The organism is Pseudomonas sp. Sample_14, from assembly GCF_004307515.1.
Taxonomy (GTDB): Bacteria; Pseudomonadota; Gammaproteobacteria; order Pseudomonadales; family Pseudomonadaceae; genus Aquipseudomonas; species Aquipseudomonas atacamensis.
This window is the reverse complement of the sequence record NZ_RCOC01000063.1, coordinates 1-15,433: the sequence shown is the minus strand read 5'-3', so window position 1 is coordinate 15,433 and position 15,433 is coordinate 1. Positions and strand designations below refer to the sequence as shown.

General features: G+C 59.5%; 11 protein-coding genes. 3 read left to right on the top strand and 8 right to left on the bottom strand.

The genetic code is table 11. The annotated features are described in order from the left end of the window. Positions 1-10 precede the first annotated feature (10 nt). The 4 genes from D8U61_RS14345 to rpsU form a co-directional block, all read right to left on the bottom strand. Positions 11-3,757: a bifunctional diguanylate cyclase/phosphodiesterase gene (locus D8U61_RS14345; RefSeq protein ID WP_130927155.1), complete on the bottom strand. Its 3,747-nt coding sequence runs from the start codon at positions 3,755-3,757 to the stop codon at positions 11-13. Positions 3,758-3,883: 126 nt separating this feature from the next. Next, positions 3,884-5,731, bottom strand: coding sequence for an RNA polymerase sigma factor RpoD (gene rpoD / locus D8U61_RS14340; RefSeq protein WP_024014550.1), 1,848 nt, complete (start codon positions 5,729-5,731; stop codon positions 3,884-3,886). A 67-nt stretch (positions 5,732-5,798) separates the two neighbouring features. Then, positions 5,799-7,763, bottom strand: coding sequence for a DNA primase (dnaG, locus tag D8U61_RS14335; protein WP_016772882.1), 1,965 nt, complete (start codon positions 7,761-7,763; stop codon positions 5,799-5,801). Between the two features lie 486 nt (positions 7,764-8,249). Next, positions 8,250-8,465, bottom strand: coding sequence for a 30S ribosomal protein S21 (gene rpsU / locus D8U61_RS14330; RefSeq protein WP_002551877.1), 216 nt, complete (start codon positions 8,463-8,465; stop codon positions 8,250-8,252). A 199-nt stretch (positions 8,466-8,664) separates the two neighbouring features. On the opposite strand from rpsU, the gene tsaD reads away from it, so the two are divergent. Beyond that, positions 8,665-9,690 (top strand): tRNA (adenosine(37)-N6)-threonylcarbamoyltransferase complex transferase subunit TsaD, encoded by a 1,026-nt coding sequence (gene tsaD, locus D8U61_RS14325; protein ID WP_016772883.1) that lies wholly within the window; start codon positions 8,665-8,667, stop codon positions 9,688-9,690. 23 nt (positions 9,691-9,713) lie between these two features. Here tsaD and plsY read toward each other — a convergent pair whose 3' ends face one another. Beyond that, a complete protein-coding gene (gene plsY / locus D8U61_RS14320; protein ID WP_125925519.1) occupies positions 9,714-10,283 on the bottom strand; it encodes a glycerol-3-phosphate 1-O-acyltransferase PlsY in 570 nt (189 codons plus the stop codon). Between the two features lie 74 nt (positions 10,284-10,357). Here plsY and folB point away from each other — a divergent pair, with 74 nt between their 5' ends. Both folB and folK read left to right on the top strand, forming a co-directional pair. Beyond that, positions 10,358-10,714 (top strand): dihydroneopterin aldolase, encoded by a 357-nt coding sequence (gene folB, locus D8U61_RS14315; protein WP_016772885.1) that lies wholly within the window; start codon positions 10,358-10,360, stop codon positions 10,712-10,714. Then, positions 10,705-11,223 (top strand): 2-amino-4-hydroxy-6-hydroxymethyldihydropteridine diphosphokinase, encoded by a 519-nt coding sequence (folK, locus tag D8U61_RS14310; RefSeq protein WP_130902121.1) that lies wholly within the window; start codon positions 10,705-10,707, stop codon positions 11,221-11,223. The genes folB and folK overlap by 10 nt, the downstream gene beginning before the upstream one ends. Positions 11,224-11,309: 86 nt before the next feature. Here the strand turns inward: folK and D8U61_RS14305 are convergent, their stop codons facing one another. From D8U61_RS14305 to D8U61_RS14295, 3 genes are all read right to left on the bottom strand, one after another. Further along, on the bottom strand, positions 11,310-12,539 hold the full coding sequence (locus D8U61_RS14305; protein WP_130927154.1) for a multifunctional CCA addition/repair protein: 1,230 nt from the start codon (positions 12,537-12,539) through the stop codon (positions 11,310-11,312). A gap of 63 nt (positions 12,540-12,602) precedes the next feature. Beyond that, on the bottom strand, positions 12,603-14,165 hold the full coding sequence (locus D8U61_RS14300) for a SpoVR family protein (RefSeq protein WP_024014545.1): 1,563 nt from the start codon (positions 14,163-14,165) through the stop codon (positions 12,603-12,605). Continuing rightward, positions 14,162-15,433, bottom strand: a 1,272-nt coding sequence (locus tag D8U61_RS14295; protein WP_130887899.1) for a YeaH/YhbH family protein, incomplete at its 5' end; no start/stop codon positions are given. The genes D8U61_RS14300 and D8U61_RS14295, both read right to left, overlap by 4 nt.

Genomic DNA, 15,433 nt, shown 5'->3' with positions numbered 1-15,433 from the left:
AGGCCGCGGATTATAGCGACGGTTTCGCGGCTGTGCTATCCGAAAAATCCGATACGGTTACATGCAGAAACGTCGCGGCGAATTCCTCCGGGGGCAGCGGCAGGCTGACGATGTAGCCCTGTATCTGTTCGCACCCTTCAGCAGCGAGGAATTGTTGTTGCGCCTGGGTTTCCACGCCTTCGGCAATCACGGTGAATTGCATGCTGCGCCCCAGAGCGATGATGGCGCGCACAATGGCTGCGTCGTGGGGGTCGTCAGGCAGTCCGCGGACGAAGGATTGATCAATCTTGAGGATGTCCAGCGGCAGGCGTTTGAGGTAGCTGAGCGAGGAGTAGCCGGTGCCGAAGTCGTCGATCGCCAGTTGCACACCGAGGTGTTTGAGTTGGTGCAGCACCGCCAGCGCCTCTTCTGCCTGACTCATGATGAAATTCTCGGTAATTTCCAGTTGCAGTAAATCCGGCCTGAGGTGGTTGTCCTTGAGCAGTTGTTCGATGCGCACCAAGAGGTTGGGCTGACGCAATTGCGCACCGGCGAGGTTTACCGAAAGCGGCCCCAACGGTTGGTAGATCTCGTTCCACTCGAACATCTGCCGGCAAGCGGTCTCCAGCACCCAGTCACCGATCTGCAGGATCATGCCGTTTTCTTCCGCCAACGGAATGAAATGCTCGGGCGGCACGTCGCCGAAGGTCGGGTGGCGCCAGCGAATCAGCGCCTCTGCACCGACCAGACTGTGATCGACCAGGCTGATTTTCGGTTGGTAATAGAGAGACAGCTCATCGCGCTCGATGGCGCGGCGCAGTTCGTGTTCCAGCGCTATGCGCTCGCTGGCCTGGGCGGTGAGGTCGCGGGTGTAGCTTTCGACGCGGTTGCGTCCTTTGGCTTTGGAGCGGTACATCGCCGCGTCGGCGTTTTTCACCAGCGTGGCCACATCGCAACCGTCGCGGGGATAGAGGCTGGTGCCGATGCTGGCGCTGATAAAGAACTCGTGTTCGCCGGCCTGGAACGGCGCGCCGAAGCAGTTGAGCAGTTTCGCCGCGATGTTGTCGGCGTCGCTGGCTTGCTGCAAGCCTGGCAACAGGATGATGAATTCGTCACCGCCCAATCGCGCGACCGTGTCGATATCGCGCAGTTGTTCTTTCAAGCGCACGGCGATGCCCTTGAGCAACAGGTCGCCGACCGGGTGGCCGAGGCTGTCGTTGATGTGTTTGAAGCGGTCGAGATCGAGAAACAGCACCGCGCCCTGGCCACCATTTTCCTGCTGGCTGGTCAGGGCCATTTGCAGGCGACTCTCGAACAAGGTGCGGTTGGGCAAACCGGTGAGCGGGTCGTGGTGGGCCTGATAATCGAGTTTGGCCTGGGCATGCTTGAGGCTGGAAATATCGGCGAACACCGCGACGAAGTGAGTGATGAACTTGTCGCGATTGCGCACCGCGCTGATCGTCAGCCAGCTCGGGTACAGCTCGCCGTTCTTGCGCCGGTTGGAAATCTCGCCTTGCCAGTGTCCCTCGTCGGTCAATTGATGCCACATCGCGGCGTAGAAAGCGCTGTCATGCAGCCCTGACGCCAGCAAGCGTGGCGTGTGGCCCAGCGCTTCACTTTCGCTGTAACCGGTGATTTCGGTGAAAGCACGATTAACGGCGCTGATGTGTTGTTGAGTATCGGTGATCAATACGCCCTCGGCGGTGCTCTCGAAAACGGTCGCGGCCTGCTGCAGTTTTTCCTGCATGAGATGGCGTTCGGTGATGTCGCGGGCGATGGTCAGCATGCAATCCTCGTCGCCAATCGGCAGCGGTCGACTGGACACTTCGCACAGGCGAATCTGCCCGTCGCTGCGACGGATGTGGCATGTGAAGTCGCGGACGAAACCGTCGCGTTGCAGCAGGTCGAGCATCTGTTTGCGTTCGTTGAGGTTGACCCAGATACCCAGATCCAGCGTCGAACGATCCACTGACATGGCGCTGTTGAAACCGGTGATGCGGCTGAAACCTTCGTTGACCTCCAGCAGCAGGCCGTCGCTCTGGCGCGACAGCAACAGGCCGTCGGGCGACGCATGGAAAGCCTTGGCGAATTTCTCTTCAGAGGTTTGCAGTTGCTGTTGGGTTTCCTTGAGCTGGCTGATGTCGCGAACCACCACCACCAGCGCCGGCGTGGTATCGAGGTCGAAAGGCTCGGCGGAAATCAGCCCGGTGAAGACTTGGCCGTTGTTGCGGCGAAAGGGCATTTCCAGATTACGGATACTGCCGGCCTGCAAACGCTGCAAGAGGCCCGGCCCGACGCCGGGGATGCCCCAGATATTGAGGTTGGTGGCGGTCTGGCCGATCACGTCCTCGGCCCTGAGGCCGATCTGCTCTTCGAAGGCCTCGTTGACCTCCAGCAGGCAGCCGTCGGACAGGCGTGCAATCACCAGAATGTCCGGGCATTGCTCGAACACCGAAGCGAACTTCTGCTCGGACAGCCGCAGCGCTTCTTCGGTGCGTTTGATTTCGCTGATATCGATCATCAACCCGCGCATCACCGGTTCGTGGCCATGCTCGATCAGGCTGACAATGTCGCGCACCCACAGGCAGCGGCCGTCGGCGGTGATCACGCGATAGTCGACGATGTGATCGCGGCCCTGGCGCAGCGCTTCCCTGCAATAGTTCTGCGTGCGGGTCAGGTCGGCCGGGTGAATGATGTTGTGCCAGAAACCCGGAATCAGCCAGTGAGACTGTGGATACCCGAGCAGGTCTTCAGCATGGGGCGAAACATAGCTGTAGGTGAAGTCGCTCATCCGCGCTTCCCAGGCGATTGCCGACAAGCTCTCTACCAGGCCACGGTAGTGATATTCGCTACTGCGCAATTCCTGTTCGAGGTCGATGCGCCGGCTGATTTCCGAACTCAGGCGGCGGTTGATGCGAATCACCACGGCGAGGATCGTCATCAGCAACAACAGACCGGGCAGACCGTACATCAGCAGGTCCGACCAGAACGTGCGGTGGTCGAGCACATTGCCGACCCAATGTTCCTGGATGCTACTGATTTCCGCCGGCGTCATGTCGGCGAGGACTTTATCAAGTATCCCGACCAGCACCTTGTTGTCGCGGGGCACGGCCATCGCCAATTGATAGCGATATGGGGTTTCGCCGCTGACGTAGAGGCCGTCGAGCTTGAGTTGGCGCAGGCTCCACACGCTGGAAGCGAGATCGCCGACCACCGCGTCTACTTCATCGGTCGCCAAAGCTTGCAGCGCCGAGCTGACATTGGGCATGGCGACCAGATTCAGATCGGGGTGGTGAGTACGCAGCAGTTCGTGGGGGGCGTAGTTTTCCACCACGGCGATTTTCAGACCGTACAGGTCGTCGAGTTTGCGCGGCTGGGCGCCGCCGACATGGGCAAGGATGACGATCGGGAAGTCGAGGTACGGCCGGGTAAATGCCAGGTAATTCTGGCGCTCCGGCGTGGACATGATCCCTGGCAGCAAATCGATCTTGCCTTTTTTCACCTGCTCCAGCACCACCGTCCAGCTTGCCGGTTCGATCGGCGTCAGCTTGATCGCCAGGCGTTGGCGAATCACGTCGATATAGTCAGCGGCCAGACCCTGATAGCGGTTCTGATCGTCACGAAATTCGAAAGGCGGCCACGACGCGTCGACACCCAGGCGCAAGTCAGGGTGAGCCGCCAGCCAGCTGCGTTCTTCATCGGTGAGAGTCAGCGCGTCAGCCGTGGCGGTGCAGATCATCAATGACAGCAGAAAAAGCACGGGCGCCAGTCTGGGCATAACGCTCTCGTCACGGCTTGGGGATGATTGTTTCGAGTGTAGACGGGGTACGCGGTGGGGAGGGCGGAGCGGGGAATTTAATCTGCCATAAAACAAAAACCCCGGCCTGGGCCGGGGGTTCTGGTATCACTCGTCGAGGAAGGAGCGCAGATGCTCGCTTCGCGTCGGATGGCGCAGCTTGCGCAACGCCTTGGCTTCGATCTGACGAATCCGCTCACGCGTTACGTCAAACTGTTTGCCCACTTCTTCGAGCGTATGGTCGGTGTTCATGTCGATACCGAAACGCATGCGCAGTACCTTGGCTTCACGGGCAGTGAGGCCGGACAGCACTTCGCGAGTCGCTTCCTTCAGGCTTTCCACCGTGGCGACATCGATTGGCGACTGCATGGTCGAGTCTTCGATGAAGTCGCCCAGATGGGAGTCTTCGTCATCACCGATCGGGGTTTCCATGGAGATCGGCTCTTTAGCGATCTTCAATACCTTGCGGATCTTGTCCTCAGGCATTTCCATGCGTTCGCCCAGCTCTTCCGGGGTGGGTTCGCGACCCATTTCCTGCAACATCTGCCGGGAAATACGGTTGAGCTTGTTGATCGTCTCGATCATGTGCACCGGAATACGGATGGTGCGCGCCTGGTCGGCGATCGAGCGAGTGATCGCCTGACGGATCCACCAGGTGGCATAAGTCGAGAACTTGTAACCGCGACGGTATTCGAACTTGTCCACCGCCTTCATCAGGCCGATGTTGCCTTCCTGGATCAGATCGAGGAATTGCAGGCCGCGGTTGGTGTACTTCTTGGCGATCGAGATCACCAGACGCAGGTTGGCTTCAACCATCTCTTTCTTCGCGCGGCGGGCCTTGGCCTCACCGATCGACATGCGACGGTTGATGTCCTTGATTTCAGCAATGGTCAGGCCGGTCTCGGTTTCCAGTGCGATCAGCTTCTGCTGGCAACGGATGATGTCCGGCTGCACGCGACCGATGGCTTCGGCGTACTTGCTCTTGCCTTTGGCCAGGGCGTCGGACCAGCTTTCGTCGACTTCGTTACCCGGGAACTGACGCAGGAAATCGGCGCGTGGCATACGTGCATCACGTACGCACAACTGCATGATCGCGCGCTCTTGCTGACGCAGACGATCCAGGGCACTGCGCACACGCTCGACCAGGGCTTCGAATTGCTTCGGCACCAGTTTGATCGGCATGAACAGCTCGGCCAGGGCCAGCAACTCGGCAACCGCTGCCTTGTTGTGACGACCGTGCTTTTTCAGGGCCTTGCGGGTGATTTCCATCTGGTCGGCGACGGCGCCGAAGCGCTGCGCAGCGATGACCGGATCCGGACCGCTTTCGGCTTCTTCTTCGTCATCGGAAGATTCGGCATCATCGTCGTCGGTGTCGTCGTCGGCCTTGACGGCTTTCGGGTCAACCGGCGGCGGCACTTCTGCCGCAGGCGGCGCGATGCCGTCGTCCGGGTCGATATAACCGCTCAGGACGTCGGACAGGCGACCACCTTCGGTGGTGACGCGGGTGTACTCGGAGAGAATGTGGTCAACCGTGCCGGGGAAGTGCGCAATCGCGCTCATCACTTCACGAATGCCTTCTTCGATCCGCTTGGCGATTTCGATTTCGCCTTCACGGGTCAGAAGCTCGACCGTACCCATTTCACGCATGTACATGCGCACCGGGTCGGTGGTGCGACCGATATCGGTCTCCACCGCCGCCAACGCAGCGGCTGCTTCTTCCGCAGCGGCCTCGTCGGTATCGGCGTCGGCCAACATAAGGGCGTCCGCATCCGGAGCACTCTCGTGTACGGGGATCCCCATGTCGTTAATCATGCGGATGATGTCTTCCACCTGCTCCGGATCTGAAATATCCTCGGGCAGGTGGTCGTTGACCTCGGCGTAAGTCAGATACTTCTGCTCACGACCCAGTTTGATCAACTCAATAATACGAGACTGCTGTTGCGCTTTTCCGGACATAACACCCTATCCACTGAAGGTCTTGGCGGGCAAAAAACAAGCCGAGGATTATACCTGAGCTATGACCTCACGCGCCAGTTGAGGTCGGGTTTGATGCGGAAACATTGCGACTTAAAAGGTCGCGCAGTTGATTTTTCTCTTCGACGCTCAGTTCGCTTTGCCGCGCTTTCCTGAGTAACTGTTCGAGATTTCGCTCGCGTTGGCGGGCGGACAAGCTAGTAATGGTGTCGAAAAACTGTTGTTCAAGGTTATCTCCGTCAATCAGCCATTCCTTTTCTGCCAGCGCCTTGAGCAAGCGACCCTGTTCAGTACCGTGCCATCGCGCGATCAACTGAAATGAGTTTAGCTTGGGATTCTTCTGTACGGCTTCGAGCAGCGCCACAAGCAACTGGGCGTTGGTCTGATTTTCATCGGCAATGTGCCCGGCGTCTTCGACGCGCTTGGCCAGTTGCGGATGATGGAGCAATGTTCTCAATGCCGTCAGGGTTGGCGATTCAACGCCAATCGGCGTGCGCGGGCGCTGCTGTTCACGATCGCCACCACGCTTGCCGTTCTTGTCCCACGGTTTCTTGTCCCACTTCTTGCCGCCGGCGCCGGGTTTCTTCGGCGTCCATTCCTGCTGCGGCGCGTACATGTCCTGTGCCTGCGGCTGATGGTAGTCGCTGTAGTCCGGCATGGCGTCGTAATCGAAGCCCGGATCGTAGGCGGGCGGTGCTTCCTGCGGCGCACTCTGAACCAACTGGCTGACGGTCTCGCTGCTCAGGCCGGTAATCTCGGTCAGGCGCTGACGCATGAGGATGCGCAGGTTCGCTCCCGGCACCCTGTCGATCAATGGTGCAGCGAGGGTGGCCATGTGCGCCTTGCCCTCAAGCGAGCGCGGGTCGGATTCTTCGGTCAGTTGCTGGAAAAAATAATCGGCCAGCGGCTGCGCGTGCTGATTGATGCGCGCCTTGAATGCGTCGGTGCCTTCGGCGCGAACCAGGGTGTCCGGGTCTTCGCCTTCGGGCAAAAACAGGAACCGCGCGCGACGACCGTCCTGCAGGCACGGCAGGGTCGCTTCCAGTGCGCGCCACGCGGCGTTGCGGCCGGCCTGGTCGCCGTCGAAGCAGAACAATACGTTCGGCACGACGCGAAACAGGCGCTTGAGGTGTTCTTCGCTGGTCGCGGTGCCCAGCGTGGCGACGGCATTGCGCAAGCCTTGCTGGGCGAGGGCGATGACGTCCATGTAACCCTCGACAACGATGATTTCATCGAGGTTGCGATTGTTCTTGCGCGCTTCATAAAGGCCGTAGAGTTCCTGGCCTTTATGGAATACCGGGGTTTCCGGTGAGTTCAGGTACTTGGGCTTGTCGTCGCCCAGTACGCGACCGCCGAAGGCGATGATCCGTCCACGGGTGTCGCGGATCGGGAACATCACGCGATCGCGGAAGCGATCGTAGCGCTTACCGGTTTCGGCGTTCTCGATCAGCAGGCCGGCTTCGATCATGGCCTTCTGTTGCAGGGTGTCGCTGCTGAGATGCTTGAGCAGGTTGTCCCAGCCTGGCGGCGCAAAGCCGAGGCCGAAATCCCGAGCGATCTCGCCGGTCAGGCCGCGGCCCTTGAGGTAATCCACCGCAGCCTTGCGCGACGGATGGCTCTTGAGTGCCTGCCGGTAAAAATCAGCGGCGGCGGTGAGCAGTGGATACAGCGGCGAATCGGTCGGCTGACGCGGCTTACGCTCGCGGCCGCTTTCTTCGCGGGGGATTTCCATGCCGGCGGCTTTGGCCAGATCTTCGACAGCCTGGGGGAAATCCAGATTGTCGTGATCCATGAGAAAGCCGAGGGCGTTGCCCCCGGCGCCGCAACCGAAGCAGTAATAGAACTGTTTGTCGGGGCTGACGCTGAATGACGGGGTTTTCTCTTTATGGAACGGGCAGCAGGCGGTGTAGTTCTTGCCGGCCTTCTTCAATTGCACGCGCGAGCTGACCACGTCGACGATGTCGGTGCGGTTCAGCAGGTCGTCAATGAAGCTCTGGGGAATCAGCCCGGCCATGGCGTTCTCGTCGTCTGCGCTGTAATAAATCCGTTGCGACAGGCTGTCGGACGCGGGCCATTGCTGGAAACGCACAAAAAGTGCGGCTCGACCGGTGTCGTCTGCGTGATCGCTGTCGGGAAGTGTATCTGCCGAAAATCCACTGACGTTAGTACCTATCAGTCTTCGACTATGTGAAAGTGTTGCGCTGAATCCGCTGACGGCCGGTTGTCGGCCTCGGATAGCTCAATAAAGCGGGCACGCATGCAGGTGCCTTGGGCTGATCGTCGTAAGAGGAATCAGTGGGTGTGCTCGTCAGTAGCCTTGAAAGGCTCGTCAGAAAAGACGTGCACCGCTGGCAGAAGAGCCAGGCCTGACGCGGTGAAGCAGATTTGTCTCGGTCGCATCGGCGGCGTCGACGGTGAAGCATCAAGCGTTTTACGCAAATGCCATTAGCCCGGCTGAGGGCCGGGCTTAGGCAAGAAGCTTGCTACGAACGTCTGTGGATTAGTACAGACGAACGGCGCGGCGCTGTTCGCGCTGAACTTTCTTGGCGTGACGCTTAACAGCGGCTGCTGCTTTGCGCTTACGCTCAGAAGTTGGCTTCTCGTAAAATTCGCGGCTACGAACTTCAGCCAGTACACCGGCTTTTTCGCAGGAGCGCTTGAAACGACGCAGAGCTACGTCGAAGGGTTCGTTCTCTTTTACTTTGACGGCTGGCATCCAGAGCTACCTTCATTCATTACCGGGGTCAACATCCTCGCGGCAAAAGAGCACTTGAAGACGTCGGTTTTTAAGGGTTGCGGATGTTAACCCCTCATCGCTCGGAATGCAAAGCCTCTGATCGAAAACCGCTGGTCGGGGCATCACGTGGCGACTATTATGCGCGCCTTCGAATTCAGCCTAAACAAGGCGCAAACCCATGCTAGTACTGGGATTAGAAACCTCCTGCGACGAAACCGGCGTCGCATTGTATGACAGTGAACGCGGTCTGCTGGCCGACGCGCTGTTCAGTCAGATCGACCTTCACCGCGTCTATGGCGGTGTAGTGCCGGAGCTGGCCTCGCGTGACCACGTCAAACGCATGCTGCCCTTGATCCGTCAGGTGTTGGCCGAGGCCGACTGTGTGCCGACCGAGATCGACGCAATCGCCTACACCGCAGGTCCTGGCCTGGTCGGCGCGCTGCTGGTCGGTGCCTCCTGCGCGCAGGCGCTGGCGTTTGCCTGGGGCATTCCGGCGCTTGGCGTGCACCATATGGAAGGCCACTTGCTGGCACCGATGCTGGAGCCGAAACCGCCGCAATTCCCGTTCGTCGCTTTGTTGGTTTCCGGTGGTCATACACAGCTGGTTCAGGTCGATGGCATTGGCCAGTACAGCCTGCTCGGCGAGACGCTCGACGATGCGGCCGGTGAAGCCTTCGACAAAACCGCAAAGATGATGGGCCTCAATTACCCCGGCGGGCCGGAAATCGCCAAGCTGGCCGAGAAGGGGGTCGCAGGACGTTTCACTTTTCCGCGTCCGATGTGTGATCGCCCAGGTCTGGACTTCAGCTTCAGCGGCTTGAAAACCTTCGCCCTCAACACGTGGCAGCAATGCGTCAGCGCCGGGGACGACGGCGAGCAAGCCCGTTGCGACATCGCGCTGGCATTCCAGCAGGCCGTGGTGGAGACTTTGACCATCAAGTGCAAGCGCGCCCTGAAACAGGCAGGCATGAAGCGGCTGGTGATTGCCGGCGGCGTCAGCGCCAACAAGGCGTTGCGGGTTTCGCTGGAAAAGATGCTCGGCGATATGAAGGGCGATGTGTTCTATGCGCGCCCGGAGTTCTGCACCGACAATGGCGCGATGATCGCGTTTGCCGGTTGCCAGCGCCTGAAGGCTGGTCAGCAGGAAAGTCTGGCAATCACCGTGCAGGCACGCTGGCCAATGGAGCAGTTGTCGGCGCTGTAATGAGTGACGCTCATGAACGGCAGTCAGAAATGCCGTTCGCGCCCGGCAAACAGGTCGCGTAGATTGCCGCGATGGCGCCAGACAATCAGCAAGGTCAGCGCGCTCATTGGCAGCAAGGCTTCCGGCTCCTGCCAGGCCAGCAATGGCAGGGTCAGTGGCGTGGCAATCAGCGCCGCCAGCGAGCTGGTGCGGGTCAGGTAGAACGTCAGCAGCCAGGCGCACACCGCCAGCAGCGCGGCGGGTGGATACAGGCCGAGCAGCATGCCGGCGGCAGTGGCAACGCCTTTGCCGCCGCGAAAGCGAAAGTACAAAGGGAACAGGTGACCGATCACGGCGCACACGCCAATCCAGGCCTGATCCTGCAGTGAGAGGCCCGCGCTCGAGCCGATCAGCACCGGCAGCAGGCCTTTGCACAGATCACCGAGCAGGGTCAGGATCGCCAGTTTGCGACCGGCCAGGCGCAGCATGTTGGTGGCGCCGGCATTACCCGAGCCACTCATTCGCGGATCCGGATTTCCGGTCAGGCGGCTGAGCAAAATGGCGAAGGACAGCGAGCCGAGCAGGTAGGCGAGAATCGCCAGTAACCAAAACATGCTAACTATTCCGGGCGAGGACGCCCTGATTCTAACGGCGCATTGCGCCCTTGTCGTGCAGCGGAGAGAAGTGCTTGGACAGAGTGTTTATCGAGGGCCTGGAAGTCGACACCGTGATCGGTGCCTACGACTGGGAGCGTGGCATCCGTCAGTGCCTGCGTCTTGATCTGAGCTTCGCCTGGGACAATCGCCCGGCTGCCGCCGGTGACGACCTGACTCTGGCGCTCGATTACGCCAGTGTTTCCACGCGCATTCAGGCCTTCGCCGAGCAGGCGCAGTTCCAGTTGGTCGAAACCTTTGCCGAGCGTCTGGTTGAAGTGCTGATGGCCGAATTCAAGATCACCTGGGTGCGACTGAAACTGACCAAACCGGGCGCGGTGCCGGCGGCCAAGGGCGGTGTGGGTGTGGAGATCGAGCGCGGATGTCGCTGACTCAGGTCTACCTCGGGCTCGGTAGCAATATCGAGCGCGAAACCCATTTGCGCGCCGGTCTCGATGCGCTGGCCACGTTCCTGGTGGATATCCGTTGTTCGGCGGTGTTCGAGAGCCAGCCGGTGGGCATCAAGAGCGGGCCGTTCTTCAATTTCGTGGTCTCGGCCTACACCGATCTGCCGTTGATGGAGCTTGATCGCCGCTTGAAATTCATCGAGGCGGATAACGGTCGCTATGCCCCGGATCGCAAGGGCTTGCCGCTGGATATCGACGTGCTGCTGTATGGCGATCTGGTGGGTAATTTTGATGGATTGATGCTGCCGCGTGCGGAAATCCTGAAAAACGCATTTGTGCTGTGGCCGTTGTCGTTGATTGCGCCGGATCGGGTGCATCCGGGGGTGGGCAAGAGCTTTGCGACGTTGTGGGCTGAGGCGCAAATTGATCAGGTGTTGGCGCCGGTGGAGTTCGAGTGGCGGGGGGAGCAATTAACCCCTCCAGATTTGCGTTGATCTGACTTACGTTTTCGCGAGCAGGCTCGCTCCCACATGGGATCGAGGTCTCCTGTGGGAGCGAGCCTGGGCGCGAAGTTTTTTCATCAGGCTGTCGCCGCCTCTTTGTAGGCTTTCAACGCCTTCAGTCGTTCCCGCTTCAGCGCTTCGCCCAGTTCAGGCCCCTTGAATCCCTGCTCCAGCAACGGCTGCACGGCCACTTCTCGTGCAGCTTTCGCCGCTCCGCGCAAATAATCCGCCTGTGGATAACTGCGCTGCTCCAGGCCCTTGCGGCCACGGGCATCCATCTCGCACGCGGCGATAAACTCTTCGAATCGCTGCGGCCGGCGATAAATATCGAAACTCTGCAGCAACTCCAGCAGCGTCGAGGCTTTCAGCTCCAGCGCCCGGTGCCCATGGGTGTGGTATTGCCCGACCAGCAGCGCCAGTTCCTGACAGTCTTTGGGGGCTTTGAAGCGCTCGTTGACCGCTTTGATCAGCTTCAGCCCGGTGTGCTCATGGGCGATATGCCTGGGCCATTCTTCTTCCGGCGTCAGGCCTTTGCCCAAGTCGTGCAGCAGGCAGGCCCAGCGCACTGTCAGTGGTTGTTTGTGCAGGGATGATTGCTCCAGCACGCTCAGGGTGTGCAGGCCCGTGTCGATTTCCGGGTGATGGGTCTCTGGCTGCGGCACGCCGAACAAGGCGTCGACTTCCGGCATTAGCTCTTTGAGTGCGCCACAGTCGCGCAAGACCTGGATGAACACCTGTGGACGGTCTTCCATCAGTGCGCGGGAAATCTCTTTCCAACTGCGCTCAGCGGTCAGCGCCTGCAATTCGCCGGACTCACTGAGCTGGCGCATCAAACCCATGGTCTCGTCGGCGACCGTGAAGCCCAGTCCTGCGTAACGCGCAGCAAAACGGGCAACGCGCAGCACTCGCAACGGATCTTCGGCGAACGCCGGGGAAACATGGCGAAGGATTCGTGCTTCGAGGTCGCGTTGACCATGATACGGATCGGTCAGGTTGAGCTGATCGTCCTCGGCCATGGCATTGATCGTCAGGTCGCGTCGAATCAGGTCTTCTTCGAGCGTGACTTCGGGACTCGCGTAGAAAGTGAAACCGCCGTAACCGCGACCGCTTTTGCGCTCCGTGCGGGCGAGAGCATATTCCTCACCGGTTTTCGGGTGCAGAAACACCGGGAAATCCGCGCCAACCGCGCGAAACCCCTGGGCGAGCATTTCTTCAGTGGTCGCGCCGACCACGACCCGGTCGACATCAGTGACCGGCAACCCTAAAAGGCGATCACGTACCGCGCCGCCAACCTTGTAAACCTGCATAAAAAACCTCCGTCAGTCCGACAGGATAACCCTTGCGTCAGACTTTCGGAGGCCAGAACCGGATCAAAGATGAATCACGGCCAGATCGAGCCGGCCGTAATCGCCCTCGCTGTGTTCACTGCGCGGCGGCACGTGATGGGTTTTCATGATCTGGTCGCCTTGCAGGGTTTCCAGATGAATGTCGAAGCCCCAGAGCCGGTGCAGGTGCTTGAGCACTTCTTCGGTGGAGTCGCCCAAGGGTTTGCGGTCGTGCTGCTGATGGCGCAGGGTCAGCGAGCGATCGCCGCGCCGATCAATGCTGTAGATCTGCACGTTCGGCTCACGATTGCCGAGGTTGTACTGCGCGGCAAGGGTTTCACGGATGATCCGGTAGCCGCCCTCGTCATGGATGGCCGGCACCAGCAGGTCGTCTTTCTGGTCGTCATCGAGAATGCTGAACAGCTTCAGATCGCGGATCACCTTGGGGGACAGGTACTGCAGGATGAAGCTCTCGTCCTTGAAACTGCTCATGGCGAACTTGATGGTCGACAGCCAGTCGGAACCGGCGATGTCCGGGAACCAGCGGCGATCCTCTTCGGTAGGCTCTTCGCACATGCGCCGAATGTCGCGGTACATGGCGAAACCCAACGCATAGGGGTTGATGCCGCTGTAGTACGGACTGTCGAAACCCGGTTGGAACACCACGCTGGTGTGCGAGGTGAGGAATTCCATCATGAAGCCGTCGGTGACCAGGCCTTCGTCATACAGATCATTCATCAGCGTGTAATGCCAGAACGTTGCCCAGCCTTCGTTCATGACTTGGGTCTGGCGCTGCGGATAGAAATACTGGGCGATCTTGCGCACGATGCGCACGATTTCGCGTTGCCAGGGTTCCAGCAGTGGCGCGTGTTTCTCGATGAAATAGAGGATGTTTTCCTGCGGCTCGGCAGGGAAGCGGGCGTTGTCCTTGTCGCTGTATTTGTCCGCGCCTTTGGGAATGGTGCGCCACAGATCATTGATCTGCTTCTGCATGTGCTCTTCACGGTCCTTTTGCCGCCGGCGCTCTTCTTCGGCGGAGATCGGATACGGACGCTTGTAGCGGTCGACGCCGTAATTCATCAAGGCATGGCAGGAATCGAGCAGATCTTCCACGGCGTCGATGCCGTGGCGTTCCTCGCACTGCATGATGTACTGCTTGGCGAACACCAGGTAATCGATGATCGAACTGGCATCGGTCCAGGTACGGAACAGGTAGTTGCCCTTGAAGAAGCTGTTGTGGCCATAGCAGGCATGGGCCACCACCAGCGCCTGCATGCAGATGGTGTTTTCTTCCATCAGATAGGCGATGCACGGGTCGGAGTTGATCACGATCTCGTAGGCCAGGCCCATCTGCCCGCGACTGTAGGATTTCTCTGTGCTGAGGAAGTGTTTGCCGTAGGACCAGTGGTGATAGCCCAGCGGCATGCCCACCGAGGCATAGGCGTCCATCATCTGCTCGGCGGTGATCACTTCGATCTGGTTGGGATAGGTGTCCAGTGCATAACGGGCCGCGATCCGGGCGATTTCACGGTCGTAGGTCTGGATCAGCTCGAATGTCCATTCTGAGCCGGTGGAAATCGGTTGGCGTTTCTGCTCTTTGGCGGTCATGTCACTAACCTGCGCTGGAAGAGTTCACGGAAGACCGGATAGATATCTCCGGCCGAGACCAGTTGCTGCTGGGCAAACGTGTCAGAGAAGGCTTCGGCGATGCGTTCGTATTCGTACCACAGCGCCTGATGTTCGCGCGGGGTGATCTCCACATAAGTGTAGTACTGCACAAACGGCATGATCTGGTTGATCAGGATGTCGCGGCAGATCGGCGAATCGTCGTTCCAGTTGTCGCCGTCGGAGGCCTGAGCGGCGTAGATGTTCCACTCATTGCTCGGATAGCGCTCGGCCATGATTTCCTGCATCAGCTTCAGGGCGCTGGAAACAATGGTGCCGCCGGTCTCACGAGAATAGAAAAACTCCTCTTCGTCCACTTCCCGGGCGCTGGTGTGGTGACGGATGAACACCACGTCGATCTTGTCGTAGTTACGCTTGAGGAAAAGGTACAGCAGGATGAAGAAGCGCTTGGCGATGTCCTTGGTCGCCTGCGTCATCGAACCGGAAACGTCCATCAGGCAAAACATCACTGCTTTGGAACTGGGATTGGGTTGCTTGACCAACAGGTTGTATTTCAAGTCGAAGGTATCTAGGAACGGCACGCGGTGAATGCGTGCGCTGAGTTTCTCGATTTCAGCCTCGAGTTCCTGGATATCGCCGAAGTTGTCCGGTTCTTCGCGCTTGAGCCGTGCCAGCTCCTCCTTGGCTTCGCGCAATTTCGCGCGGCTGCTGCCAGACAGGGCAATACGACGCGCATGCGCTGAGCGCAGGGTGCGGATGATGTTGATCCGCGACGGATTGCCCTCGTTGCTGATCCCGGCGCGTACGGTTTTGAACGTGTCGGTGCCGGTCAGGTTGCGTTTGACCAGATTCGGCAATTCAAGGTCTTCGAACATGAATTCGAGGAACTCTTCCTGCGTGATCTGGAAGACGAACTCGTCCATGCCTTCGCCGGAATTCCCCGCCTTGCCCGGACCGCGTCCACCGCCGCCTCCCGGTGGACGAGCGATATGTTCACCGGACGTGAACTCTTTGTTACCGGGATGCACCACGGTCTGCTTGCCGCCGCGTCCGTGATGAAGCACCGGTTCGTCAATGTCGCGACCGGGAATGCTGATCTGTTCACCGTGCTCCATATCGGTAATGGAGCGGCGACTGACTGCCTCTTCGACAGCCTTCTTGATGTGGTCACGGTAACGCCGCAGAAAACGCTGGCGGTTTACCGTGCTCTTGTTCTTGCCATTGAGGCGTCGGTCGATCACATAGCTCAT

Bases quoted from the DNA above. Each gene is read 5' to 3' on its own strand.
- D8U61_RS14345 (WP_130927155.1), bottom strand. From the start codon at position 3,757: ATGCCCAGACTGGCGCCCGTGCTTTTTCTGCTGTCATTGATGATCTGC.
- rpoD (WP_024014550.1), bottom strand. From the start codon at position 5,731: ATGTCCGGAAAAGCGCAACAGCAGTCTCGTATTATTGAGTTGATCAAA.
- dnaG (WP_016772882.1), bottom strand. From the start codon at position 7,763: ATGGCCGGGCTGATTCCCCAGAGCTTCATTGACGACCTGCTGAACCGC.
- rpsU (WP_002551877.1), bottom strand. From the start codon at position 8,465: ATGCCAGCCGTCAAAGTAAAAGAGAACGAACCCTTCGACGTAGCTCTG.
- tsaD (WP_016772883.1), top strand. From the start codon at position 8,665: ATGCTAGTACTGGGATTAGAAACCTCCTGCGACGAAACCGGCGTCGCA.
- plsY (WP_125925519.1), bottom strand. From the start codon at position 10,283: ATGTTTTGGTTACTGGCGATTCTCGCCTACCTGCTCGGCTCGCTGTCC.
- folK (WP_130902121.1), top strand. From the start codon at position 10,705: ATGTCGCTGACTCAGGTCTACCTCGGGCTCGGTAGCAATATCGAGCGC.
- D8U61_RS14305 (WP_130927154.1), bottom strand. From the start codon at position 12,539: ATGCAGGTTTACAAGGTTGGCGGCGCGGTACGTGATCGCCTTTTAGGG.
- D8U61_RS14300 (WP_024014545.1), bottom strand. From the start codon at position 14,165: ATGACCGCCAAAGAGCAGAAACGCCAACCGATTTCCACCGGCTCAGAA.